Origin of the sequence: Rosistilla ulvae (assembly GCF_007741475.1) — a bacterium.
GTDB lineage: Bacteria > Planctomycetota > Planctomycetia > Pirellulales > Pirellulaceae > Rosistilla > Rosistilla ulvae.
Window position 1 is genome coordinate 6,261,473 of sequence record NZ_CP036261.1, and the last position, 25,274, is coordinate 6,286,746.

A 25,274-nucleotide genomic window follows, 5' to 3' on the forward strand; every position below is an offset into this window, starting at 1 on the left:
TCGACCATGGGGCTGGAGGCAGTCGAGGCGACTTGAGCGTGTCGCGTCACTTCGTGGCGGGCATCGACAGAGGCGTTTGGCGCTGGGGGGCTCCTGGCGGAACGGCGTTTCCAAGGTACGCATGGCGCACTCGGATGCTCCTCAAAGTTGGCGCTGTCTTGTTGTCCTGCGGCTTGCATTGCAGGCTTTATGCGATCGCCGCCTCCGCGGCTTTTCTAACCGTTTTATGGGCCCCAAAAACTCAGGCCACCTCGAACCTGGCCAATCGACGCGCGGGGCGTTGCCCACGCGGTTAAACGCAATACCGTCCACTACATCCCGCCGCTAATTCTTGCGACGGTCCGCAGCTCCTTCGTTGAACTGTATTGCGGTTAAACGAGAAGACGACGTGTTACCTCTGCCTGCCCCCTGCGGGGATCAGCGCGGGCGGCGTTCTTCCACCCAGCCTTGGATAGGCACGCGGTCCAGATGCTCCTTGGCCCACTGAGGTTTGGGGAACCAACGCAGCGGGCTGACGCGGGGGTACATTTCCCAGATGTCGCCGCCGTCGATCTGCCGCGCGTCGCCTGTCGTTTCCAGATGCTGCGTCAATCGCTGGTGAAGCTCCTTGCGGACGCTCTCAAATTCGGGGTCGGTCGCCAAGTTGTTCAAGCAATCGGGATCCCTTTGGATGTCGAACAGCTCCTCCCCCGGCCGCAGGTCGACTGACAGCCCCAGGAACTTGCCAAGCTTGGGATCGTCCCGTTTTTCGATCAAAAAATCCAAAGCGGGACAGGCATCGATGTCGTGGTAACCGCCGTGGGCGTCCCCAAGTTGGGTATCGACTGGATTGCCAGCGGCATCGTAGGTGACGCTGTCAAATTTCTGAGCCGGGCCGGCCGGCAGCCGCTCGGGGCGGAAGTTGCGGATGTAAAGGTACTGATGCGTGCGGATCGCCCGCTGCGGGTAGCCGAGCGAATTGTAACGCGACGAGGAATGGCGCTCGCGAGCGCTGAAGACCTCGGTCCGCTGCGGTTCGATGATCCCCGATTTTTCGGACTTCAGCATCGCTAGCATGCTTTTGCCCGAGAGCGGCTTGGCTGGCGGCGGCGCGACGCCGCTCGCTTCGTAGATCGTGGCGGCGATGTCGACGAATCCGACGAGATCGTCGCTCGTTCGCCCCCCAGGGAAGTGCCCCTGCCATGAGATTGCTAGCGGAACGTGGATGCCGTGCTCGTAACAGTTCGCCTTGGCGCGTGGAAACGGCATGCCATTGTCGCTGGTGACGATGAAGATCGTGTTCTCAAACTCGCCCGCGTCGCGGATCATCTGCAACATCGCGGCGCAATCGTCGTCGAAGCGTTCGACTTCAAACGCGTAGTCGAGCAGATCGCTGCGGATCTCGGGAGCGTCGGGCAGGTAGCCGGGAACCTCCGCTTGTTCCAGCTTCATCCCTTTTTCCAGCCCCGAACCGAACTTGTAGGGGCGGTGAGCGTCGGTGCTGCCGAACCAGAAACAGAACGGTTGGCCATCGGGCCGCTGCTCGAGGAAGGTGCGAAAACCGGCGGCGTAGCGAGATTCACCCTTGGTCGGCTTGGCTTTAAATTTGGGGCCACACGGGTCGCGTGTGCCGCCGAGGGCTTTCCAGTCCCCCGGCGCCCAGCCCTTGCCGGTGTGCCCGACGAAGTAGCCGGCGTCGGCCAGTCGGATGGGAAAGGTCTCGTATTCGGGGGCGAAGTAGCTGGCATGGGTTCCGGCGTGTTCGATCATCCAGGTCTGTCGGCCTGTCAAAAACGCGGCTCGCGAGGGGCTGCAGCCGGGGCTGGGGCAGATCGCGTTGTTGAACAGCACTCCCTGCTTGGCGATCGCGTCAAACGTCGGCGTGGAGACCATTTTTGATCCGTAAGCCGACGCATGGGGCCAGGAGATGTCATCGCTTATCAAGACCATGACGTTGGGGCGGTCGGCGGCGGACGCAAATTGGCAGGCCAGCAGCAGGCAGCAGGCCAGTGGGGGCAAAACTCGCTTCATGGCTGTTTTTTTCAGGGGAGTTGTAAGGTTTGGGGGTGGGGGAGACGACAATTATAGTTGTCGGTTTGCGCCGTCACAGGACGATTGGCGGGGGAAACCACCGCTGCCCCGCGCGATTTGGGGGTGATGTGGCTATATTAGAGCCGCATGCCGACGTGATTTGCACTTGCAGAATTCACACAGCTTGTCATAATCGTCCGTCTGTATGTGGTTTGCTGCGCGCGGCAGTCCGAATTTCAAATCTCCACAATCCAACAAAATTTAACATTTTCCATGGCTGCACGACCAATGAGTACCCGGAGCCGAGCACGCAAGCGATCGCGTGTCCGCTCCCGTCAGAAGAAGCAAGATCCACTGTTCGTCGATGGCACTCGGCCACGTCCGATGTACGTCGATTACAAGGATGTGGAACTTCTGCGTCGGTTGGTCAATCGTCACGGAAAGATTGTTGGACGCCGCAAGAGCGGATGTTCGGCGACCAGCCAACACGCTGTAACGCAAGCTGTCAAACGCGCTCGCTTCATGGCCCTGTTGCCATTCGTAGGCGAATAAGCTCCCGATCATTGGGCGCCCGCTAATAGACAAGACAACGAAGAGTCGTATGCATTCGATACGGCTCTTTTTTCGTGCGCCGACCACCCGCGACCGTGAACCAACCCACCGGCAGGATCGACGATGAGCAGCCCCTACCAGACCCGACGCCGCATCGAGTTTCGCGACACCGACGCCGCCGGCATCATGCACTTCTCAGCCTTTTTCACCTACATGGAACAGGCCGAGCACGAGATGCTGCGTTCCGTTGGGTTGAGCGTGATGCAGCCCGATGGCGAAACGACGATCGGCTGGCCGCGCGTCTCGGCGACCTGCGATTACAAGGGAGCGGTGCGGTTCGAAGACATCATCGATATCTCGGTCGCTGTCGTTCATCTGGGCAGCAAAAGCGTTCGCTATCGGCATGAGTTTCGGATCGCCGATCGCGTCGTTGCAGTTGGCGAAATCGTCGCCGTCTGCTGCCGAATCGACGACCGCCATCAACTCGCCTCGATCGAAATACCCGCTCCGATCCGTGAACGATTGACCCGGCACGCGGTTTAGTTTTTCAGCGCGCTCTCTGCGCGGAATCCAGTCCCGGGGCACGCTCTGGAACCTCGCCTGCCCCTCTCTCCAGCCTTCCCCCTCCAGGCAAATGAAACATCGCAGCACCCGACACGCCGTCGACGACCTCGCCGCTGGCGGGCGTTTGATCCGTTACGAGCATCCGGTCGACGCCAACCTCGAACTGGCGGAGATCCAGCGTCGCGTCTACCTCAGCGGCGGGCCGGCGGTTCTGTTTACCAACGTGACCGGTTGCCGGTTTCCGATGGTCAGCAACCTGTTTGGATCGCTGGACCAGGCTCGTTATCTGTTTCGTCACACGATCGACCGCGTTCGCAAATTGATCGAATTGAAGATCGATCCCTCGTTGGCGGCGAAGCAGTTCTGGCGTTACCCCAGCGTCCCGCTGGCCGCGCTGACGATGTTGCCTCGCCGTTGCCGAAGCGGTGCGGTGATGCAGAATTCGATCGCTCTGCCCGAACTGCCGCAGTTGAAATCGTGGCCCGACGACGGCGGTGCGTTTGTCACGCTGCCACAGGTGCTCAGCCAACCGGCCGAAGGTGCCAGCCTGCAAGAGACAAACCTGGGGATGTACCGGGTCCAGTTGTCGGGGAACGATTACGATCCGCAGACCGAAGTCGGAATGCACTACCAGATCCATCGTGGGATCGGAGTCCATCATCGCGCAGCGCTGGAGAACGGTCGCCCGTTTCGCGTCGTCGTCACCGTGGGCGGTGCTCCTTCGATGACCCTTTCCGCCGTGATGCCGTTGCCCGAGGGTTTGTCCGAACTAACCTTTGCCGGCGCTTTGGCGGGGCACCGGATTCCGATGGTCACCGGTCCGGGGCATGCGCCGATCTACGCCGACGCCGACTTTGCCATCGTCGGCACGATCGATCCGACGCGTCAAAAGCCGGAGGGTCCGTTTGGCGATCACCTGGGCTATTACAGCCTGCGGCACGATTTCCCGGTCCTTAATGTGGAGCGTGTCTACCACCGCAACGATGCCGTCTGGCCACTGACCGTCGTCGGGCGGCCTCCGCAAGAGGATACGACCTTCGGCGAACTGATCCACGATCTGACCGGCCCCGTGATCCCGACGGTCTTGCCGGGGATCAAGGCGGTTCACGCGGTCGATGCTTCCGGCGTCCATCCGCTGCTGCTGGCGATCGGTAGCGAGCGGTATATGCCGATGAGTGGAGCCAACGAGCCGCAGGAATTGCTGACGCAGGCCAACGCTGTTCTCGGTAACGGTCAGCTGTCGCTTGCCAAATACCTCTGGATCGCAAACCACTACGACAACACGGAACTCGACATCCACGACGTCTCCGGTTTCTTGCAGCATATGTTGCAGCGCGTCGATTGGCGTCGCGATCTGCATTTCCAAACACAAACGACCATCGACACGTTGGACTACTCTGGATCGGGACTCAATCGCGGATCGAAAGTTGTGATCGCGGCGGTTGGCCCCGTCGTTCGCCAGTTGCCGACATCGATCGAGGGCGACCTGCATCTGCCCGAAGGCTTTGGCCAGCCGAAAGTTGCGGCTCCAGGAATCCTGATCATCCAAGGTCCGGCCGCGTCGGCGTCGAGTCCGCGGTTGGATGCGCTGTTGACCGATCGCATGGACGTCCACTCGCCGATCAATCGCTTCCCATTGGTGATCGTTGCCGACGACAGCGAGTTCAGCGCGCGGACGATCAACAACTTTGTCTGGACGACGTTCACTCGCAGTAATCCCGCCGCGGATATCTACGGAATCGGAGCGTTTGTGGCCGACAAGCACTGGGGCTGCGAGGGATCGCTGGTGATCGACGCACGCGTCAAACCGCACCACGCGCCGCCGTTGATCGAAGATCCCGAGATCGTCAAACGAGTCGATGCGATCGCCGCACGCGGTGGAGCGTTGGCGAAGTATCTGTAGAAGATCCGGGGCTGTCCCGCGTCGCCACGATCTGCCGCGGGTTGCCAATTGCGATCCGTTGTCTACAACGGGAAAGTAAGTTTGTCGACTCGGGGAGCAATGCGATGAAATCGATCCAAGAACTATTTGATGTCCAACGGCCTGTGGCGCTTGTGACCGGCAGCGGTTCACCGCGGGTGGGCAATGCGATCGCCTGGCGGCTGGCTCGCCGCGGTTTTCGAATCGTCTTGCACTGCAACACCAGCATCGATCACGCGCGGCAGACCGCGGCGGAGATGACCGCTGAGGGGACGGAGGTCTTGGTCGTGCAGGGAGCGATGGACGACGCGGATGATGTCGCGCGGATGTTCCAGGAGATCGATGACCGGTTCGCGCGGATCGATGTGCTGGTCAACAGCGCGGCGATCTGGAGCCCGAAGCGGTTGGAAGATGTCACCGCCGACGATGTCCGCAAGAATTTGGAAGTGAACACGCTGGGAACGTTTATCGCCGCGCAGGCCGCTGGGCTGCGGATGGTCAAGCAAAGTCGGGGCGGTGCGATCGTCAACATCGGCGATTGGGCGGTTGTCCGCCCCTACGTCGACTACGCCGCCTACTTCCCCAGCAAAGGCGCTATCCCCGCGATGACTCGCAGCTTGGCCCTCGAGCTGGCTCAGCGGAATCGCTTCGTCCGCGTCAACGCGATCCTCCCCGGCCCGGTCCTGTTGGGGAGCGAGGTGTCGGACGAAGTCGAAGCGGCCAACCGCGAATCGACGCTCCTCAAACGTGTTGGCACCGCCGAACACGTGGCGCATGCCGTCGAGTTCCTTATCGAAAACGACTTCGTCACCGGCACCTGTTTGAACGTCGACGGCGGCCGCGCGATCTATGCGGGCGACCCGATGCAGGTCGACCATCGCACCGACTGATCCCGCGACCCTTGCTCTGGCCTCGGCATCGTGGGCTGCTGCGATACCGCAACGCAATCAATCGCGTTGCTCTTGGATGATTGCCGCGGCGCCTTGCTGCAGTAGTTCCTCGGCCAGTTGCCGCGCGAGCGTCATCGCTTCTTCGGGTGGCGCGACGCCGTGGGTGTAGAGCCGTTGCTTGCCATCGCGCGAGACGACGACGGCGTCCAGATGCAGTTGCCCCGAGACGATCCGGCCGTAGGTGCCGATCGGTGCCAGGCAGCCTCCTTCGAGCGTCAGCATCAGCGTCCGTTCGGCGGTCACCGAGGCGTGGGTGTCGGGGTCGTTCAGAGCCGACAGAGCGGTGCAGCAGAATCCGTCGTCGGTGCGGATTTCGATTCCCAGCGAACCCTGCCCAGGTGCCGGCAGCATCTTTTCCGGCGACAACGCTTCGGTGATCCGCGTGTGCATCTCCAGTCGCTGCAAGCCAGCTTCGGCCAGGATGATCGCGTCGTATTCGCCCGAATCAAGCTTTTCCAGTCGCGTTTCGACGTTGCCGCGGATCGAGCGGACTTCGAGATCGGGACGCAGGTGGCGCAGTTGCGCTTCGCGGCGGCGGCTGCCCGTGCCGACGATCGCTCCCGCTGCAAGTTCATCCAGCTTCTTGTCGCCACGGCTGATCAAGCAGTCGCGAACCGGAGCCCGCGGCGGTGTGGCGATTAGAGTCAATCCGGGCGTTGGCGCGGTTGGAAGGTCTTTCAAACTGTGGATCGCCACATCGGATTCTTCCGCCAACACCGACCGTTGGATTCCTTTAGTGAACATTCCGACAGCCGATGCGCCATCGATCGGGCGTTGATCCACATCACCCCGCGTCGTCAATAGAATCAACTCGACCTGATGTCCGGCTTCGGTCAGGCGATCGGAGACCCAATTCGCCTGCCACAAAGCCAATGGACTTTGTCGAGTTGCTAATCGGATGGTGCGCGGAGTTTCGGATGTCATCAAATATCGCCTTAGGCTTCGATTTCGAGGATCACTTCGATTTCAACCGCGATGCCGCCAGGCAACGCATTGGTTCCCATCGCACTGCGAGCTCCAACGCCACACTCTTCGCCAAAGACCTCGCGGAACAGTTCGCTGAATCCGTTGACGACAGCCGGTTGTTGGTCGAACGCATCGGTGCAGCGAACCAGCGCCAGCGCTTTGACCACGCGTTTCACGCGATCCAAGCTGCCCAGATTGGCTTTGATCGATGCGAGCAGAGTCAGCCCGACTTGGCGTGCTGCGGCATACCCCGCTTCGAGATCCATGTCTTCGCCCAGTCGACCGACAATTAGGTTGCCATCGGGTTTCAAAGGACCGTGTCCCGACAGGTAGGCCAAGTTGCCAACGATGACACAAGGCTTGTAGACGCCAGCTGGTTTAGGGGCTGGGGGAAGTTCCAGGTTCAGTTTTTCCAAATTCGCTTCGGCACTCATCGGTGATTCCTAGATCGTCGTGAATTTTTTGGGTCGGATAAACAGGTGGGATGTTCGTCGGAACGATTCCATGGTCCAGCGACGGCCATGGTTGGAGCTTTCACTGGCGGAAGGGAATCCCGTTCGAACGACGAACAGCTTAACGACTTTGCCGTCGTTTGCGAACTGCCGCGCGCCAAACCCATCCCGCTTCGCAGACCACCAGCAGCGGTAACAGAGCGAAAACCAAGGTCAAACCGTAGTAGAACGCCCAATCGGCGCGAGCTGCCGATGCGCCGGTCATTGCGATCCGAACGACGCCCATCGGCAGGGCGCAGATCGCTGTCAGGATCATCAGGGCGGAAACGCCAAACCGCAACTGGCGGACTCCGTGTTGGCGGTACAGCAATTTCGCCAGCTGGATTATCAAGATGGCCTGTAAGGCGAGATGTCCCAGGAACAGCAGGCAGGCCGTTGTCGCCGACGCATCGCCATTGAACGCGACCATTGCCGTGAAGCTGAGGTTTAACAAGCCGATCGCCGCCACGGCGACGACAAACCGCACGCGTCGCGCGGCGGGGCTGTCGTTGCTGGTGCGATCACGCGGAGGGTGCGTCGCTGCCTTTTCCGTAAACATCGTTGGGGTCCACCAATCGGGAATCGGCCACGGTCGCCGAGCCATCGGACTGGATCGTCCGATAGAAACAGCTGGCATAGCCATCGTGGCAGGCGGCTCCCGTCTGCTCGACGCTCAATAGAATCGTATCGGCATCGCAGTCGACGCGGATCTCGGTCACGCGTTGCCGATGGCCGCTGGTCTCTCCTTTGCGCCACAACTTGCCGCGGCTGCGACTCCAGTAGGTCGCTTGCCCCGTTTCCAGCGTCTCTTGCCACGCCTGGGGATTCATCCAGGCGAGCATCAGGACGCGGCCGCTGCCAGCATCCTGAGCAATCGCTGGCAACAGACCATCGACGCCGCGCGAAAAGTCGGGGATGGCAGGGGCGTCGGTCATTGGAGTTCCTCGAACAGGGATCGCAAGCAAGTCATTCTATTGAAGCACGGCGCTGGCATGCTTGGCGAACAGGCCCCGCAGATCCTTTTTGTACGTGTTGAGGATCTGTTGGCCAAGCCCTTCGTGATCGCCACAGCGGTACAAAGCTCGCGCGAGGATGATTTCGCGGAGCGGTTGGCTGCGCGTTTCGTTCCCCGAACTGCTGGCCGTTGCGTTGATATCGGTGATCGCGTGCCCCATCATGCCCGGCTTTCGCAACAGCTGCGCCAGCGACTCGGCCGCTTTTGGATCGCCCATCGTTTCCAACGCCATCGCGACGGCGCGGTGATGCGAGAACTCCTTCGACGCATCCAATTGGTTCACCTTTTTCAGGATCGTCGCAAGCGCCGCGTCGTCTCCCGATTTGCCCAACGCGATGATGTGCGAATCGAGTCGCGAGATGCTGCCGCCGTATTGGCCCATGCCGCGGAAGTTCCAGCCTTCATCCCATTCCGATTTCTGAATCAGATCGGCCAGCACGCCGCTGCCCGTTGAATCGCCGAGCATTCCCAGCAGGTTTGCATAAACCACTTTGTGCTCATCGTTGTCCGCTGCCGCAAACGCGGTTCGCAGTTGCGGCAGGGCAGCTTCGTTTTGATCCAGGATCACCGAGAGGCCACGGTAATCGTGCACGACCGATTTGACAGCGGCCGCGAGCACGTCCGCGGCGGCGGGTTGCGAGTCCTCGTGATTCAAGATTTCCGATTCCAGCGAACCGATTTCGACCAGGTGCTTTTGCAAAGCGCTGAGGTCGATCGATCGAGTTGATGAGTTTGCTTCGGCGGCCATCGAGGCAGCGATTCCGGCCGCGTAACCTTGGTTCTGCACGCAGGGCTGCATCCGCAGGATCGGCATCGCGTCGCGATGGGCACTGATTCCCAGCCCCGTGACCAAGATGCCGTCGAGATCTTTCGGCAACAATGCTCGGTAGGGGACCGGCACGGTCATCTGTTTCTTGTCGGGGAAGTCGATCAAGAAGACGGGATGGACGGTGTAGCCGTGGGTGTCGAAGTCGCTCTGGTGCATCGCGATCGTATCGGAATACTTTCGCTGGTTCATCAGATCCAATGGCGTGATGAAGACTTCGCCCGCGATCCGCCGCCGTTCGCGCGAATCGATGAACGGCGAGATGTCGTAGCTGTTCTTAAACTTGCGTCGCGCCGAGACGATCATCCGCCATTGATCGACAGGATCGGAATCGTCCGAGAACGAGTAGTCGGTGTTGGTGTAGCCGGTCCCGAGGGCTCGCGGCGAGAGTCCGGTCCCCTGCATCGCCACATGATCCGACGACGTCGTGATCGTTTCGGCGCCGGCTGCTGCGGCAACGTCGGCGTTACCCGTCGAATCGACGACCGTTTTGGCCAGCACGACGCCGCGGCCGGTTGGCGTTGCGACTACAACGCCTTTGACGAATTCGCCGCTCACCAGCGTGCCGACGCCAAGGGTCGAGAACCAGATGTCGCACCCGGCGGCGCGGACTTCGCGACGCCAGTACTCCCGTTTGGTCACGGGATTCCAGCCGCCATGCCGCTTCGGTCCGCCCAATGCGGCGACTCCCTTATCGACTTCGGCTGTAAATCCCTTGCGATATCCGTGGTAATAGCTGCTGATCAAGCCCAGCGTTCCCACGCCCCCCAGATGATCTTGATATTCGATGACAAGCGTTTTCGAACCGCGCCGCCCCGCGCCGATCCCGGCGGGCGCTCCGCCAGTGCCGCCGCCAACGACCACGACGTCGTAGGTTCCCAGGATGGGCAAGCTGCGTTCGGGAGAGTTGACCGTTGGCAGATCTTCATCGGTTGGCCGGGCACCTTGCAGGAATTCGCGCACGTCGACCAATCGGATCGCGTCCGCGTCGATGCTGCTGGCGACAACGATCTCGCCGCGCGTCGGGTTTGCCTTCGCTGCTGAGTAGGCAGCTTGACCGACGCGTTGTCCCAGACGGATCAGATTTAAAGGGCGCATTAGATCGTGAGCCGCAGCTCGCGAGACGTCCGCAGCGCCGCCGAGAACATAGATGCGGTTCAAGTCGCGGGGCTGACACGCTTTCAAATCGAGCGTGGCTGGGTCGAACGAAGCATCATCCACAGCGATGCGGGAGACGATCGGATCGGGAGGGATTTGGAAGGCGAAGTCGGATTCATCGACCAGCTGTGCCGAGAAGGTCGCGTCGCGGAGCTGTTGTTCCGCGTTGGCGAACGCGGCGAAGCTGCCATCGGGCATGTCGACTTCCATCGTGCAGACCTGCAGTTCATGCAGCCCGTCGCGGGTGCCAAATTCAACGCCGGGAGAGGTCAGCGTCATGCCAGCCCGCGGCTCAAGCTCACCTCCGACGACGACGCGTTGAAAGGTTTGCCGACCACTGGGATAGGGAAGGCACTTGGCACCGGCAATACGAGCTGTTGTGCCTCGCATTGTGGCGTCGATGATCACTGGGGCTTTGACAGCTTGGCGGCCAGCGCGATTGGCCATCACGATCCCGGCCAATTGGCCCTGCTCATCTCGCAAGACATCGGTAACGGGGGAACCGTACAGGAATTTGACGCCGGCATCGATCAAGGCTTGGTCCAACGCATATTTCACCTGCATCGGCGTGGGAGCTTGTCGCTTGGTCGTTTGTTTGGTCTCGGGTTGATCTTCAAGGATCACCAATTCGCCCAACAGCATCCGTTCGGACTGCTCCGTCTTTTGGATGGTCACCTTGATGAAACGGCAGGGCTGTTTGATCGGCAGCGCGAGGTCGACGCCATTGTTTTCGTTGACGCCGCCATCGAGTTGATTGTTGGGGACGACGCCGAGGTCTCGCCACAGTTTGCCGTTGGGCGAGGTCCAAACCTGCATCTGAGCGACTTCGAAGACGCCGCTGCGTTGGTAGGCCAGCAGATGGAGTTCCTTGACTCGCTTGAGCCCTTCGAGCTCGGCGACGATCGTCACCGTGTCGCTGAATTGAAGCGAATCGTTGACGGCGTTGCCCATCCGGCCGTCGGTCAGTCGCGATGCGGGTTTGGTTTCGGCGTGCGCGCGATCGGCTTCACGATCGGCTTCATATTTAAAAGGCAATCGGCCAGCCCACAGGCTCGGCCTTGGTGCCACATCGAACAGCTTGTGTTCCAGCGGCAACGCGGGCTCTTCGCCCGGTTCCAACCACAACCTCAGCGTTCCGGTGACGTCTTCGCCAAGATACGGTCGCGGTGCGGCGAGGAAGACCGAAGCTCCTTGTTCGGCTGCGGCGATCGCAGCCGAGACGGCTCCGGTCGTTCCGCCCACGACAACGACGTCCGCCTGGTAGGCGATCGGCAATTGACGCTGCGATTCGATGATCGATGTTTCCGCGAAAACGGACCGCGCGCAAGCAATCCAACAAAGCAAGGCGATCGAGGTGCGATAGTGCAGCATGATGGAAGATCTGTCGATTGGGGGAAGGGAGCGCCGCAAAGGGACGCTGTGCCTGGCCAGATTTTGAGCGAGGAGCGGGGACGGAAGGTGCGGGCCGCGAGAGTGGCGGTATCACGCCTCAAGTCTCCCAGACGATTTATGGTAGACTGCGGGCCCGCAGCGGCCTCGTGTTGGCCTTCTATTGCCCGCCATTATGCCGTATGGCATTCCTCAAAACAAGCAATTCCTGGCGACGAGCTTCGATTACGCATGACCGAACTACCGATTGTTGAACGCCCGCGGCGAGAGCGTCCGGGACGATTTCAAACCCTCGCCCTGCATTCCTACCGCGTGATTTTGTTCCTGGTGATTATCGCGGCGATCCATCATCAGCATCGTTGGTATGTCGCGCAACAACGCGGCGATCGAGTGCAGGCGTTGGTCGTCGATCAGGTGGCGGAATTGTTCCCCGACGCCAAATCGCTGGGGCCGTGGGATCCCGATCATGGCGGCCAGACGGTGTTGGATGCCGACGAAAAAGAGTTGGGCTTTGTGGTCCAGACGTTTCCCGAAGCGGACAGGGTGATCGGATTCTCGGGACCCACCAACACGCTGCTCGGCTTTGGCCCGGACAAGCGAATTCTGGGGATGTCGGTTTTGCACAGCGGCGACACGCGCGAGCACACGCGCGACGTGATCGAAAACGAAACGTTTATGACCAGTCTGAATGGACTGAATTGGCAAGCGGCCAGCCAGCCGCAGATCGACGCGGTTTCCGGAGCGACGTTGACGAGCCTGGCGATCATCGACGGGATCGCGCGGCGGCTGGGTGGCGCGAATCCTTCCTCGCGGTTCCCCGAGGCGATCACGCTCGAAGAGGCGAAGGCCTTCTTTCCCGAAGCGGCAAGTTTGACCGACGATCCGCAGAAACCAAGCTTGCAGATCGTGTGCGACGCCGAAGGGGCTGAGTTGGGAAAAGTGCTGCGGACTTCACCCCATGCCGATAACATGATCGGATACCAGGGCCCCACCGATACCTTGGTCGCATTGGACCCCGAGCACCGGATCGTCGGGGCGGCGATCCGACACAGTTTCGACAACGAACCGTACGTGCGTTATGTCAAAGAAGACGAGTACTTCTTCAACATCTTCAAAGGGTTTTCGCTAGCCGATATCGCGGAGCTGGATGTTGTCGACGCGGGGATCGAAGGGGTTTCGGGAGCTACCAAAACGAGCACTCGAGTCGCCGAAGCGTTAATCCACACGGCGTCGGAAGTGCAGGCGGAACATCCGATCGTGGTGGCTGAACCGCCGCGTTGGTACGATTTTTCGCCGCGCGATTACGGTACGGCGATCGTTGTCGTGCTGGCTCTGCTGTTGGCGTTGACTCATCTGCGAGGCAAGCGTTGGTTGCGGATAGGATTTCAGATCGTGCTGATCGTCTATTTGGGATTTATCAACGCCGACATGGTCTCGCAAGCTTTGTTGGTCGGCTGGGCACAGAACGGCGTCGCCTGGCAGGTCGCCCCCGGCTTGGTTCTGCTGACCGCAGCGGCATTGGCCTGTCCGATCTTCACCGGTCGCCAAGTTTATTGCACGCATCTGTGTCCCTTCGGAGCGGCCCAAGATTGGCTGCGCCGCGTTCCGTTGCGAGCGAAGTTTCCGCGATGGATCGACCGCTCGCTGCGTCTGCTCCCCGCGATCCTGTTGGTCTTTGTCGTGGTGGTGGCGATGTTGCATCTGCCGGTTAGCCTGGTCGGGATCGAGCCGTTTGATGCGTTTGTAATCCGGATCGCCGGCTGGGCGACGCTGAGTGTCGCGGCGGTTGGCCTTGTCGTATCGGCTTTCGTTCCTATGGCTTATTGCCATTACGGTTGCCCGACCGGAGCGATGCTTCGCTTTTTGAGATGGCACGGCGGCAGCGGACGTTTTACACGCGGCGATCTGTTTGTCACCGCGCTGGCTGCCGCAGCGATCGGGATCTATCTGAGTTGATCGCCGTTGGAGGCCGATCGTTTAACCGCGCGGGCAACGCCCCGCGCGTCGGGGCTTCAACTCGGCACACGCGGCCCGCTGGGCACGCGGTTAAACGCGCGCGGATTGCTAAGTTCTTCGTTTAACCGCGCGGGCAACGCCCCGCGCGCTCTGTGTTGCAACCGGTTGAGCGCGGCCCGTTGGGCACGCGGTTAAACGATCGTGATGGCGATTAGCTGGCGGCTTGGTCGGAGAGGAACTTGGTTATTTGTTCGACGATCTGGTCGGGTGTTTGGTCGCTGACATCGATCCGTAGATTGCCGACTTCGCGATAAAGCGGTTCGCGCGCCGCCATCAACTGACGCACCTCTTGCAGCATCGGATGTTCGGTCAAGCTAGGCCGGCGGCTGGCGCTGGTTGCATCGGCTTCGATCCGCTCGACCAGCACTTCGGGTCGCCCGTCGAGCCAGATCGCTTGGCCGGTCTGGGCGATCATGTTGCGGTTCTCCGGTCGCAGGATCGCTCCGCCGCCTAACGCGATCACTTGCCGCGGCGTCTTGCTGAGCGCTTCGATCGCTGCGGTTTCGAGATCGCGGAATCCCGGCTCGCCGTGGGCTGCAAAGATCTTGGCGATCGAGACTCCCGCGCGGCGTTCGATCTCATCGTCCGAATCGATCCAAGTACAACCAATTCGCGCGGCGAGAACCCGTGCGACCGACGACTTTCCCGACCCGCGATAACCTATCAAATAGAGATGTTTCGAATTCAACAAGCGTGTGCTTTCAGGCAGGTGTTGGTGTGGCGATCCCGCGTCGGACGCGGTCGATCATTTCGCGAATCGTCTGATCGTCGTAACCGATCTGTTTGCTGACCTTCCGGATCGTGCGAATTTCATAGTTGGAGAGCGAGCCGTCGGCCATTGCCAAGCGAATCAGGTTTTGCAAGTGATCGTCGTTCGATTCGGCCGCCGCTTCGGTCGCTCGATTCTCCTTGGCACGCTTAATCATCGCATCGCATTTCGCTTTGTCCCAGCCCTGTTTGCGAGCCCACTGCGATAGCACTTTTGCTTCGCCGGCGTCGAGCTTGGCGTCCGAAAATGCCAGCTGCGCCAGTTCCAAAAACTCCAGATCTTTCATCTCTTCATACCCAAGCTGATGGCCGTATTGTTGGTCCAGGTCCTGCTTGAGGATTTGTTGTGAGGCTTGGCCTCGTTGGCGAATCCAATAGATGATCGCCACGATTCCGATCGCGATCGCTGCCAATATGAAAGGATGAGATGCAAGGTAACCGCTGGCGATCGTAAGCAGTGCCAGCGGAAGGCCGATCAGCAGGGAGATCAGGAACGTTCCCGTTTCGGCGATCGAACCGATCACCGGAATGTGGAACAGGAAGCCGACGAAAGTCGAGCAGAGGATCATCATCCCGATCACGACCGCAGCGGTACCGATCCCGCGGACGATCCATTTCAACCGTTGGATATGGGACTTCATCGACGCCAAGGCCGTCGGGCGGTCCCCCGCCACGATGTAATGGAGGTTGCCCGAATCTTGGATGATTTGATTGATAAATCCCGTGCGTTGGTGTGATTGGTCGGCGACGCCCCGCCCCGATGCGGACTTTCCAAAATAGGTCGCCAATGCGGGGACTGGAATTCCCGTGTAGCGGACGCGTTCATCGCCGAGGTTGCCCGACCGATTCTTCGACAGGTAGAAGTATTCGCCTTGTGGCTGCAGACGCAAAGCGGTGCCGGCCGGGGAAAGGGTAAGGGCGTTGGGGCGAATCGGATCGTAGCCGTCGACGAATTCGATCAATTGGCTGTCGACTGGCAACTCACCAACTCGATATTCCGGCGGGTGCAGTGAAGTCGAAGAGCATTGCTGATGAACGCCGCTGTTTCGCGAATTGCTCTCGACGCTACTCTTCCATTTCATCGACCAGCGGTCGTGATCATCGTCTTTGTCGTGGTCCCAGCAATAGATTTCAGCGCTTCGCGCGACGGTCAGGTAGCCGGTGAACGAATCGACGTATTTTCCGGGGTACGTTAATCCAGCATCCATCGATCCCGTCAGCGAGAAGTTTGCTCCCGGTTTCGCATCGTCGGGAACTGCAACTTCGGTGGTCTTCGCGGCTGCTTTGTAGTAGTCGTATCTTGTCTCGTTGCACCAGAGTGCCGCCATTGCAGCGAGCATCACGACGGGACCAATCACAATCCCGCCCCAGCGGCTTTTTTCTTTTCGAGCCATCGAGGCACCTGTCAAATCAATCGGGAAGTTGACGCCGGCGAGCGGCTATTGGACGCAACGCGTCACTAGGGTTCAATACGCAATTGCAAGCGGTTTTGCCGATGATCGTATCCGACAATACTTCCTTCCCCGCTCCACGGGCGATCGGTCGCTTGGTCGAATTCATCCGCCAAGGAACGCGGGATGAACATCGTGACCGGCATCACGGGGTCGATCGTTTGCCCGATCACAACGTGTCCATCGGAGTAGGCGTGATCTTTGCTGCTACTGCTGTAGAGTTCCCGACGTTGCGGAATCAGGTTCAACTGCATCGGCAATTCGCGAACGGCATCGACGATTCGGTCGACTTGCCTATCGTCGCCGATCACCGATTGAATCATCTCCAGCGTTGCTGCGAAGGTCACGTCGGGTTCTTCGCCAGCCGCCGGGGTCGGCGGTTTCGAGACGCCCCGGCCGCTAGCGATCGTTTCGACGGTAGCTGCTTCAACAATTTCTTTCGACGGCGCCAGTTGCATCGCCAGCGAATGGTTCCAGTCGGGCCAACGCGGGATATCGATGCGAATCTTCGTTTCCCAAAGAATCTGATTCGAGCCGAGACTCATCGTAAAACAAGGCTTATCGGGCAGTTGAAGCTCCAGCGGGATCAGCGTTTCCTTGTTCCCGGGCAGGATGCGAAGCTCGTCGACAAACTTTCCGCCGCGGAATAGTTCGTGGCGATGCGTCCGCCGATTGCTTCCCGAGCCCGAGACGCAGACCTCGGTACCGGTCACCGACCAGATCACCGAATTGATCGCGATGTCTTTCGTGGGATGAACGCGAAGCGTCGCTCGAAGCGTTTCCCCAGGCTGAAAGCTTTCCTGATTGAGCGTGTATTCGACTTGTCCCAATAGTTTTTTTGGCAGGTACTTTTTAAGGAACCACCAGATGCCGTAGCCGATTGCAATGGGGATTCCAAAGATCCAGAGCATTGGGTTGAGCAGCATGAACAACGCGACGCCGATGAAAACGAATTTCACGACCCCCCCAACGAGCGGGCTGGCTGTCGCCTTTTCCGCAACTCCCGCCTCGGGGGCTTTGGAGCTGACGACTTGATACGGCCGCGATTCCTTTGGGTCGAATGCCCAAGGGATATCGGCGGTTGCGTGGACGTAGTGGTCGACGCTCAGAAACCTGCCGTGATAGGTTGGTGGCCATGCCGAGACGGGCAGGTCGAAGCGGTAGCGATGTTCTTCGCCGCTGCGCCATTGCCCTTGGAACAGCACCTCGGAGTGTAGATCGTGCGAATCGATGTTGCCTCGGCCGTGGGTCGCCCAGCCGCTGCGAACCTGGAGCGCTTTGCATTGGACATCGTCATCGGCGCGAACGACGACGCTGCCGCGAATTCGGTCGTTAGATGTGTAGAGGCGGTCGGGTTCGTCGAGTTCGATTGCCAAGCTGCATTTTGCCATCAGCCGACTCCAATCTGCTGTTGAAAGCGTTCGTATAAATCGAATTCGATCGCGCGGATATCGCTGCCATGGCGTGCCATCCAATCGGCTGCCTCGGCTTCGCTGATTTGCGGAATCGTTCCGCTGCGAAGTTGGGCCAGCTGAATTCGTCGGTTGAGCATTTGGGCTAGTCGTTCTGCCGTGAGATCTTGCCCCACATGATACGTCCAGACGCGGTAGCCTGCACGCCGTAGTGGGCCGGTTAAATCGACATGCGTCCCCAGCACCAAAGCGCCGCCGCGGGCGAACGCTCGCCGTCGTACGAGCCAAGGCAAACGCTGCGCTTCGTCGATCAGCAGCGGTTGGCCGTGCGGAATCGGCGGACATCGCTCGTCTTCGGGCAGATAGACGTATGCTGCCTCGGGGGCCTGAGCCGCGATCGACAATAGATGCGTTGTCTTGCCGCGACCACAGTCGGCGATGAACTGCAATGCGGTTTGCGGTTGCTGCAGGCGATCGATGCAGTGGGCGACATCGACCACGGCAGCTCGCACACGGTCGTCCCGCGTCAGTTCGCCAAACGGATTGCGGAGCAGGTTCATCGCCGCAAAGGGTTGCCAGTCCATCCGCCCTACAGTTCCCATGTCTTCATTGGCGACAGCAGTTCCTGACGCGTCAGGTCGAACTTTAGCGGAGAGACCGTAACAAAACCTTCCGCCAACGCGTTGAGGTCGGTGTTGTGGTCGGTCGGCGCGGGAGCTGGATCGACAGTCGCCCAGTAGTAGTCTCGGTTGTTGGGATCCTGGCGTTTGATGTACTGGCTGCCGTAGTGTCCGATGCCCATCGGGACGACACGCACTTCCGCCGGCTGACGCGTCGCGGCGGTCGGGATGTTGATGTTGAACAGGCCCGCTTTCGCTTCGTCGCGGGCGATGATCTTCATCACGATCTCGCGAGCGATCTCGGCGGCTCGGCGATAATCGGCGTGGGGATCGTATTCGAGCGAAACGGCGAAGCTGGTGACGCCAAAAAAAGCAGCTTCGATCGCGGCGGCAACCGTTCCCGAATAGAGGACGTTGATGCCAGCGTTCAGCCCGCTGTTGATGCCGCTGATCACCACGTCGGGGCGATGTTCGCAGAGTTCGGAAATACCCAGTTTGACGCAATCCGCTGGCGATCCGTCGACAGCAAATGCCAGTCGATCGTTTTCGCGGAAGACTTCTTTATAGGTCAGCGGAGTCAGGTAGGTGATCGAATGCCCGACGCCGCTCTGCTCGGTTGTCGGGGCGCAGGTTTGGACATCGCCCAGCGGCGTGAACTCTCGTTCCATCGCCTCCAGCCCCGGCGCGAAGATTCCATCATCGTTTGTTAACATAATACGCATCGTTGATCAGCTCCTTGTGTTATGCAGAGCAACGTAGCATCAATGTTCTCGATTTTGAACAGGGCGCCGCGAGCGAGCTGCGTCTCCTGGTCCCTTACCGCTTTGCTTGTCATGATCCCGGGCAATCGGTAATCTTTAATACGATTCGTGGCTGCTGGCTGCGACGACGCTCGCCGATCCAAAACTACCTTGGCTCCGGGCCTTTTGCGACCCGTCGGTTGGCGGCGTCCGACATTTCATCGCCCCAAGGTTTCTCGTCGTGAGCACACCCAATTTTTCGTCGCGCAATTGGCTGGTAGGGATCTGGATCGCGCTGGCGGGATGTTTGGTCGTGGCGTTGCAGGTCACTGGTCGCTTGCACCCGCAGCAGGTTCCCGACTCGCCGAGTTATCTCGAGTTCCCTTTTGATTCGTTTGCGGCTGCATTGAAGAGCATTCGCACGCCGGTCTACCCCGCGATTCTTGAGCTGTTTGAGTTGACGGGGGCGATGTCGTTGCTTCCTCACTTTCAGTTGCTGGTGCATCTGATCGCTTGCGCGATGTTGGCCCTTGGGTTCTCCAAAATCGGGATCCCTCGTTGGCAGACGTTTCTGATGGCCGTAGCGTCGCTGTTGAGTATCACCCTATGGTTTAATGTCAACCTGATCTCGACCGATTCGCTGGCTGTTTCGATGAGTCTGATCACCTGCAGTCTACTGCTGATGTACTGCAACACGCGATCGCGTTGGCTGCTGCTTGCGATCAGCCTGATGTCGATCCTAACCATCCTGTGCCGTCCGGCGTATCTATTCCTGGTCGGCTTTTTGCCAGCTGCGGCGGCGTTGATCTGGCGGGACGAGGGGCTCGCTTGGATGCCAACGATGCGTCGGTGCGGCGTGTTGATTGTTGCGAGTCTGGCCCCAGTGGTCCTCTATTCGTTGATCCGGTTAGTCGTCGTGGGGCAGTTTGGTGTTGTCGCGTTTGGCAGCCAGAACCTCGCTGGCGTCACGGTCCAGTTCCTGGATCAAGAGGTCGTCAAGCAGCTGCCAGCGGATCAGCAGGCGTTCGCACAACATGTGCTCGATTCTCGCATCGATTGGTATGCGGAGCATCCCGCGTTGTCCGAAGGGATGGGGTACCAAACGATGGAGGATCGTTGGAATGCGATGATCTACGAAGTGGTCGTCCCAACGGCCAGCCGCGAATTCGGTGACAGCGTACTGCGACAACACGCGGAGATCTCGAGCTTGAATCGCGAGATCATGCTCCGAAAGCCACTGGCCTATGCGATCTGGATTGCCAAAGCGATCAGGCAGACAGTTCGGATCACGCTGGCCGACATCGGCATGCATCCTCCCTTTTTTCTCTTGATGTTGTGCGCGGTGGCGGCATTGATCTTGTTGCCCTTGTGGCCTATCAGTGACAGGCTATCGAGTTCGGGAGAATCCGTGTTGCCCAATGGCACGCGGGCAAACGTGTTGTTGACATCACTGGCATTGCTCTACGCGGTTTTGGCAATGCTTCCAGTGATCCTCACCTCCGCTCCGTTGGGCCGATTTGTCGACGCAGCGACGGTTTTTGTTCCGGGAGCGATCATTGTTTTGCTATCGCAACACTTGCAAAACACGTTGCATGCGCGGCAACGTCGCTAATCCACAGGACGCGTGGGTCTTCGACGTGGGGTTGCTTCTCGCGAAGTGTCCCTGCCGGAGCGGTGATTCGCTAGATCTTCATCGACGGTCCAACGCCATCGAAAGTTGGGACACACTGCCTCGCGGGACTCGTGTTAACTGAATCATTTGGCGGGCAGGAACGCTCCGTTTCCGATTCGCCTATACTGATGTGTGCTTTGGTCGCATCTGGCGTTTGTCCGATGCGAACCGCGAATCAACCGTCGGCCCAACTTTACGGAGGACGCTCGGATGAGTATTCGTTGTGCAGAGAGAGTGCCGGTCGCGAAACAGATCGCGTTGATCTCGGAGTCCGCTGTTTTGTGCGATAGCTTGGTCGATCGGGCCAGGCAGCGATCGGTCGGTCTGTCGCACGTCGTGTCGGTCGACAAAGTGTTGGGGGCGACGCTTGCCGATTTTCTCCTCCGCATCGCAGCGGATCCAGAGACCGATGCGATTGGGATCTGCGTCGATTCGATCGACGATGTCGAGGCGTTGATCGAAGCGGCCGGTGAATGTTGTGGTCGCAAGCCGATCGTGATCTACACGCCGAGAACCTTTGAATCGTCGGCACGCAACATTCTGCGTGAAGGCGGCTGGTTGGATCGCGACCGCATGGATGACGCTCTCTTCCGCAAGTGTGGCATGGTACGAGTTGCGGCGCCGGACGATGTTGTTGATGCCGCTGCCTTTCTATCGCGAAAGCCACGCGTGTCAGGGGCTCGCGTTGCGATCATTGCCAATGCCAGCGGGATCGGTCGGGTTGCTGTCGAAGCGATGCAAGATCGCCGCAGCGTGTTGGCGGAATTGGAGCCGTGCACCATCGAATCGCTAAAACGTTTGCTGCCCGAGCACGGCGAGATCGCAAGCCCGTTCGATGGCACTGGCTGTTCCGCCTCGCAACGGTTTGCCGATGCCGTCGGTTGCGTCTTGGAAGACGGCAACGCGGATGTGGTGCTTGTGCTCTGGAGTCCGCCGGCGTCAACTGAACTTCGCGAAGCGGCGACGCTTTGGATCGATCGTTGCCGCGATTCGACGAAGCTGGTGTTGGCGGTGGTGATGGGAGAGGCTGGGGCGACGGCGGTTGAGCCGTTGTTGCAAGCTGCGGGCATCGCAAGCTTTCGATCGCCGCAACAAGCGATCATGGCACTCGATTATCTATTGCAACAGCGAGGCCACCGCGAGTATTTGGATCAACCGGCCCGCAGCTATCAGCTGCGTAGCGATTGCAGTCCGTTGATCGTGCAACAAACGCTATCCGACGCGGTCCGAGATTCGATCGAAACGATGGCCGAAGATGCATCGAAGCGGGTGCTGAGCGCTTACGGCATTCCGGTCGCTGAATCGCTGCGGGCGGGGAGTATCGATGAAGCAGTCGCTTGTGCCGAAGTGCTCCGTTATCCGGTGGTGTTGAAGATCGTCTCGCAGCAGATCGCACACAAGACCGATGTCGGTGGCGTGGCATTGCATCTGCATGACGCATCGGAAGTCCGAGCTGCGTTTTGCGGATTAATGCGTTCGGCGCGGCAACACGCTCCCGATGCGATCGTGCCGGGCGTGACGGTCCAGCCGATGATCGATTCACGCGATGCGTTTGAATTGATTGTGGGCGGCTTCCGCGATCCGGCAATGGGACCGATGTTGATGTTGGCGACCGGCGGGATCGCTGGCGAAGCATTGCACGATACGGTCTTTGAGTTGCCGCCGTGGAACACTCCGGTCGCCCGCGGGATGATTCGCTCGTTGAAGATCTGGCCGTTGATGCAAGGCGTTCGCAATCGCGCGGCGATCGATGTCGATTCGCTTGTCGACGTGATGTTGCGGACGGCGCAGATGCTCACCGATTGCCCGGAAATTCGACAGCTGACGATGAACCCTTTGCTCGTCTCGCCACACGGCGCCGTCGCGTTGGACGCGCGGATTCATGTCCGCCGCGTTGCCTAAGATGCACCGCAAATCAAACGATCAAAGATCCATCTGGTCCAGTTCATCGATCAGCGATTCCATCGCATCGTCCACTGCGTCGTGCGGTTCGTCGCGATGATCGTTCCAACCGAGAGCGACATATCGCTCGGCGGTCGATGGACTCTCCGCAGCAGGCGGAGCGGGCTGGGATGTCGGCGGTGGCGAAGAGGGTGTCACCGGCGAAGCCGTCTTTTTGGGACTGGGTGCCGACAAGCCAATCTGGATCGTTTTGTTCGCTCGGTTCGCCGAGCAGGCTTTGATCTGCGCGATCGCGTCGTCGATCGATTTCAGTTTCGTGAGGTCGATAAAGTAGACGCCGCGGCAGGATCTCAAAGGCGGGTTCCGGTCGCCGGCATGGGCGGCGCGACGAGCGGCGATGCCGAGCGCCTGCAAATTTCGCAAGCTCTCCTCGGGGGCGTGCCAGCCGAGCAGGATGAAATCGCTGGTTATGCGTTCGAGCATGACTTGGTCGGTCGAATTGCCTTGCAGCTGCTGCATTGGTCCGATCAGCCGCACGTCGGCTGCTTCGTCGAGCATTAGCCGCGTGACGAGTTTCTCTTCCAAATCGCGATGAGCTTGGTTTGCGCCAGCGGCTTGGCTGACGACGACGGGCATAACAATAGGCATTACTGTACTATTCGCGGGGCGAGAAAACTCGAGGGGTCTGTGCACGAAAGGTCGCGCGGCAACCGTAGGCATTGCGCGGCAGGCTAGCGAGACGCGAGCGCCTCGGCTTGATACCAATCATACATGGCGAACCACAGCTCGCGGAGGTTGCCGTCGAGATCATCCCAGATTTGGTCGATGAAATCATGGGCCGCAGCGATTCGGAGTTTATCTTGGCTCAGTAGTTCGCTGGCCAGTTGTTTGGCCAAGTCGATCGTTGCGGCGGTCCGATGCAATTCGCAAAACCCGGGAAGCGGGGCGTGTGCGGTCGCCAGGCAACGGATGCGGCGCAGGCGGCAGACGAACAGTAACGCCCGGCGGCGGAAGCTGTCCAATTGTTCCAGCCCGTCGACGATCAGCAGCGATCCGGCCGGCTGGCGAATCGCCCAGCGGATGAAGCCTCGCGTCGGATCACCGATGCGAAGAGTCTTGGTTTGGACCGAGCTGAAGTCGTCCTGAAGTTTGCCGCTCAGATGCGCTACAAGAGTCGATTTGCCCGAGCCGTGAGGGCCGACGATCACCGATCCGACGGCTGATTGAGAACGCAGTTTGCCGGCGAGCGATTCGATGTCGACGCTGGTTTGATCGAAGCGAAAGCGAAGCGCGGCGGGGCGTACGCAGCGGGTGGCAAACGGATTGGTCGGTTGACGCCAAGCGGCTTGCCGATCGTGCGGACTAGGCGTCGCTGTCGGCATAACCAAGGAAAAACGGCTGTTGCCAAACCGTATCGTTTTCATTGGGTAGGAAGATTCGCAGTCGGACGCACCAACGGATTCGCAGCAGTTGCCCGTCGTAGGTCAGCGGGCTCATCGGCAAAGCGGTGACTAGCGAGTGTTGGTAGCTGTCGCCCAATTTACGCAATTGTTCGCCCGAGACGCGGACAAAGTGGTGGACGGAAAAGTCTTCGTCACCCTTGCCTTCGGTGTACCATAACACGGACGCTTCGACGCTCTGAATGCCATCGAGACCAATCCGACCGATTCGCCAGTTGCATTCGAGCAGATCGCCAGGTGAGTAAACACCTTCCTCGCGATCCAGCTGGATGCTGATCATAGGTTGGTTGCGGTTGTTGCGCCGTGTGGTAGCACTACGACCGGGAATCTTCGGAAGTACGATGGCCAAGGGGAACCCTCTCCGTGGATTACAATCCACCAACTAATTGAATTGTGCGGGCTTTGAAACGAATGCATCGCACTTGGTGGAACTGCTAACGTAAATTTTCGCTCCCAAGGCTGGTTGGGGTCAATGGTTATTCCGCTGATAGCAAGCACTATTTCTTCAAAAACAGCATGTTTTTCAGTCCTGACGTCGGTTCCTTGGCGGAATGTGGATAGCTCCTCACAGACTAGCTTAGCCTGGAAAGATTTGAGGGCAGCACGACCGTACTGCGCCACATAGACTTCGCAGGTCTGTCCGGGTTGTAGCGGATGGTTGCTGATCTCGACGATCGACAGCCCGATCCCAGCCGACTTTTTCAGTTGGATGATGAAGCGGCGGAAGGTCCAGATCCCCGCCGCACTGATCGGCACGATCAGTATGGTCAGCAGCACCCGCGGCTGGCCTTCGACGATCGACACGATCGATACGCCCAGCAACGACAGCGCACATCCGGTCCACATGAAGGCTAACGCGGCGGACGCGGCGAGATTCCAGATCGGCGACGCGATCGTCGGCAAGCGGAACGCGAGCTGCGTGCCGGGGCTTTCGGTAATTCGCTTCAGCTGAGGGACGTTGGGGAGGTCGTTTTTGCCCAGTTTGCCACGCGGCACCAGTTCGATTTCTGCGGCGCGTTTGGCTAGCGCACTGCGGCGCTCATGGCTGGCTCCCACGCCCAAAATTCGATAGGTCACGCCGCTGGTTCCTAGAAAAATCAGCGAGATCGAGGCGATCAGGAGGGTCCAAAATCCGAAGCCGGGCGTGACGGGAGCTTGGTCGGTGGCGAAGGTGACGATCGCGATGATCAGTCCAAACCCAAAGGATCCCAGCAGGAATAGGGCGGCAAAAAAGAGCGTTTCGCCAACGGTTCCCCAGATTTGCCATCCCGAACGTCGGCTGCCACGTTTTTTATTAAGAAGGCGAGGCCTGCGGATCATCGGTGTGTCGTCGGGGTGATGGAGAGGGAGTGCGGCAGGGCGGAACATCGGTCGCTGGCCGCCTCGAATGG

The 25,274-nt window shown here is 59.7% G+C and carries 22 protein-coding genes; 7 read left to right on the forward strand and 15 right to left on the reverse strand.

Features of this window, described 5'->3' with window-relative positions; genetic code table 11:
* Positions 1–417: 417 nt before the first annotated feature.
* Positions 418–2,010, reverse strand: a complete 1,593-nt coding sequence (locus tag EC9_RS22235) for a sulfatase family protein (protein ID WP_145348257.1) — start codon at positions 2,008–2,010, stop codon at positions 418–420.
* A 288-nt stretch (positions 2,011–2,298) separates the two neighbouring features.
* Between EC9_RS22235 and rpsR the strand changes: the two genes are divergently transcribed.
* The 4 genes from rpsR to EC9_RS22255 all read left to right on the forward strand — a co-directional run bounded on the left by rpsR (position 2,299) and on the right by EC9_RS22255 (position 5,937).
* Positions 2,299–2,562, forward strand: coding sequence for a 30S ribosomal protein S18 (gene rpsR / locus EC9_RS27075; RefSeq protein ID WP_145100815.1), 264 nt, complete (start codon positions 2,299–2,301; stop codon positions 2,560–2,562).
* A 123-nt stretch (positions 2,563–2,685) separates the two neighbouring features.
* Positions 2,686–3,105, forward strand: a complete 420-nt coding sequence (locus tag EC9_RS22245) for an acyl-CoA thioesterase (protein ID WP_145285784.1) — start codon at positions 2,686–2,688, stop codon at positions 3,103–3,105.
* Positions 3,106–3,196: 91 nt separating this feature from the next.
* On the forward strand, positions 3,197–5,029 hold the full coding sequence (locus tag EC9_RS22250) for a UbiD family decarboxylase (protein WP_145348258.1): 1,833 nt from the start codon (positions 3,197–3,199) through the stop codon (positions 5,027–5,029).
* Positions 5,030–5,133: 104 nt separating this feature from the next.
* Complete coding sequence (locus tag EC9_RS22255; RefSeq protein ID WP_145348259.1) at positions 5,134–5,937, forward strand: SDR family NAD(P)-dependent oxidoreductase; 804 nt, start codon at positions 5,134–5,136, stop codon at positions 5,935–5,937.
* A 57-nt stretch (positions 5,938–5,994) separates the two neighbouring features.
* On the opposite strand, the gene hemC is transcribed toward EC9_RS22255, so the two are convergent.
* From hemC to EC9_RS22280, 5 genes are all read right to left on the reverse strand, one after another.
* Positions 5,995–6,921 carry a hydroxymethylbilane synthase gene (gene hemC, locus EC9_RS22260; RefSeq protein ID WP_145348260.1) on the reverse strand — a complete coding sequence of 309 codons (927 nt, stop codon included), beginning with the start codon at positions 6,919–6,921 and terminating at the stop codon, positions 5,995–5,997.
* 11 nt (positions 6,922–6,932) lie between these two features.
* On the reverse strand, positions 6,933–7,397 hold the full coding sequence (locus tag EC9_RS22265; RefSeq protein ID WP_145348261.1) for a RidA family protein: 465 nt from the start codon (positions 7,395–7,397) through the stop codon (positions 6,933–6,935).
* Between the two features lie 139 nt (positions 7,398–7,536).
* Complete coding sequence (locus EC9_RS22270) at positions 7,537–8,013, reverse strand: hypothetical protein (protein WP_145348262.1); 477 nt, start codon at positions 8,011–8,013, stop codon at positions 7,537–7,539.
* A complete protein-coding gene (hisI, locus tag EC9_RS22275) occupies positions 7,976–8,389 on the reverse strand; it encodes a phosphoribosyl-AMP cyclohydrolase (RefSeq protein WP_145348263.1) in 414 nt (137 codons plus the stop codon). Before hisI ends, EC9_RS22270 begins: the two co-directional genes overlap by 38 nt.
* 36 nt (positions 8,390–8,425) lie before the next feature.
* Positions 8,426–11,824, reverse strand: a complete 3,399-nt coding sequence (locus EC9_RS22280; protein ID WP_145348264.1) for an FAD-dependent oxidoreductase — start codon at positions 11,822–11,824, stop codon at positions 8,426–8,428.
* A 249-nt stretch (positions 11,825–12,073) separates the two neighbouring features.
* Between EC9_RS22280 and EC9_RS22285 the strand changes: the two genes are divergently transcribed.
* Entirely contained in the window at positions 12,074–13,798 is a 1,725-nt protein-coding gene (locus tag EC9_RS22285; RefSeq protein WP_218934352.1) for an FMN-binding protein, read from the forward strand.
* A 211-nt stretch (positions 13,799–14,009) separates the two neighbouring features.
* Here EC9_RS22285 and EC9_RS22290 read toward each other — a convergent pair whose 3' ends face one another.
* The 5 genes from EC9_RS22290 to surE all read right to left on the reverse strand — a co-directional run bounded on the left by EC9_RS22290 (position 14,010) and on the right by surE (position 18,831).
* A complete protein-coding gene (locus EC9_RS22290; RefSeq protein ID WP_246105830.1) occupies positions 14,010–14,549 on the reverse strand; it encodes a shikimate kinase in 540 nt (179 codons plus the stop codon).
* Between the two features lie 10 nt (positions 14,550–14,559).
* Positions 14,560–16,020, reverse strand: a complete 1,461-nt coding sequence (locus EC9_RS22295) for a TMEM43 family protein (RefSeq protein WP_145348266.1) — start codon at positions 16,018–16,020, stop codon at positions 14,560–14,562.
* Between the two features lie 65 nt (positions 16,021–16,085).
* Positions 16,086–17,468 carry a vacuolar protein sorting-associated family 26 protein gene (locus tag EC9_RS22300; protein ID WP_145348267.1) on the reverse strand — a complete coding sequence of 461 codons (1,383 nt, stop codon included), beginning with the start codon at positions 17,466–17,468 and terminating at the stop codon, positions 16,086–16,088.
* Positions 17,468–18,073, reverse strand: coding sequence for a hypothetical protein (locus tag EC9_RS22305; protein WP_145348268.1), 606 nt, complete (start codon positions 18,071–18,073; stop codon positions 17,468–17,470). The genes EC9_RS22300 and EC9_RS22305 overlap by 1 nt, the downstream gene beginning before the upstream one ends.
* Before the next feature lie 5 nt (positions 18,074–18,078).
* Complete coding sequence (gene surE, locus EC9_RS22310; protein WP_145348269.1) at positions 18,079–18,831, reverse strand: 5'/3'-nucleotidase SurE; 753 nt, start codon at positions 18,829–18,831, stop codon at positions 18,079–18,081.
* A gap of 259 nt (positions 18,832–19,090) precedes the next feature.
* Between surE and EC9_RS22315 the strand changes: the two genes are divergently transcribed.
* Together EC9_RS22315 and EC9_RS22320 are read left to right on the forward strand one after the other, a co-directional pair.
* A complete protein-coding gene (locus tag EC9_RS22315) occupies positions 19,091–20,461 on the forward strand; it encodes a hypothetical protein (protein ID WP_145348270.1) in 1,371 nt (456 codons plus the stop codon).
* A 270-nt stretch (positions 20,462–20,731) separates the two neighbouring features.
* The gene (locus EC9_RS22320; protein WP_145348271.1) at positions 20,732–22,423 is read left to right on the forward strand and encodes an acetate--CoA ligase family protein; all 1,692 of its coding nucleotides are present in this window, start codon (positions 20,732–20,734) and stop codon (positions 22,421–22,423) included.
* A 21-nt stretch (positions 22,424–22,444) separates the two neighbouring features.
* On the opposite strand, the gene EC9_RS22325 is transcribed toward EC9_RS22320, so the two are convergent.
* The 4 genes from EC9_RS22325 to EC9_RS22340 all read right to left on the reverse strand — a co-directional run bounded on the left by EC9_RS22325 (position 22,445) and on the right by EC9_RS22340 (position 25,203).
* A complete protein-coding gene (locus tag EC9_RS22325) occupies positions 22,445–23,071 on the reverse strand; it encodes a hypothetical protein (protein ID WP_145348272.1) in 627 nt (208 codons plus the stop codon).
* 83 nt (positions 23,072–23,154) lie between these two features.
* Complete coding sequence (locus EC9_RS22330) at positions 23,155–23,847, reverse strand: hypothetical protein (protein WP_218934353.1); 693 nt, start codon at positions 23,845–23,847, stop codon at positions 23,155–23,157.
* Entirely contained in the window at positions 23,786–24,163 is a 378-nt protein-coding gene (locus tag EC9_RS22335; protein WP_145123200.1) for a hypothetical protein, read from the reverse strand. The genes EC9_RS22330 and EC9_RS22335 overlap by 62 nt, the downstream gene beginning before the upstream one ends.
* A complete protein-coding gene (locus tag EC9_RS22340; protein WP_145348274.1) occupies positions 24,160–25,203 on the reverse strand; it encodes a hypothetical protein in 1,044 nt (347 codons plus the stop codon). The genes EC9_RS22335 and EC9_RS22340 overlap by 4 nt, the downstream gene beginning before the upstream one ends.
* Positions 25,204–25,274: the final 71 nt, after the last annotated feature.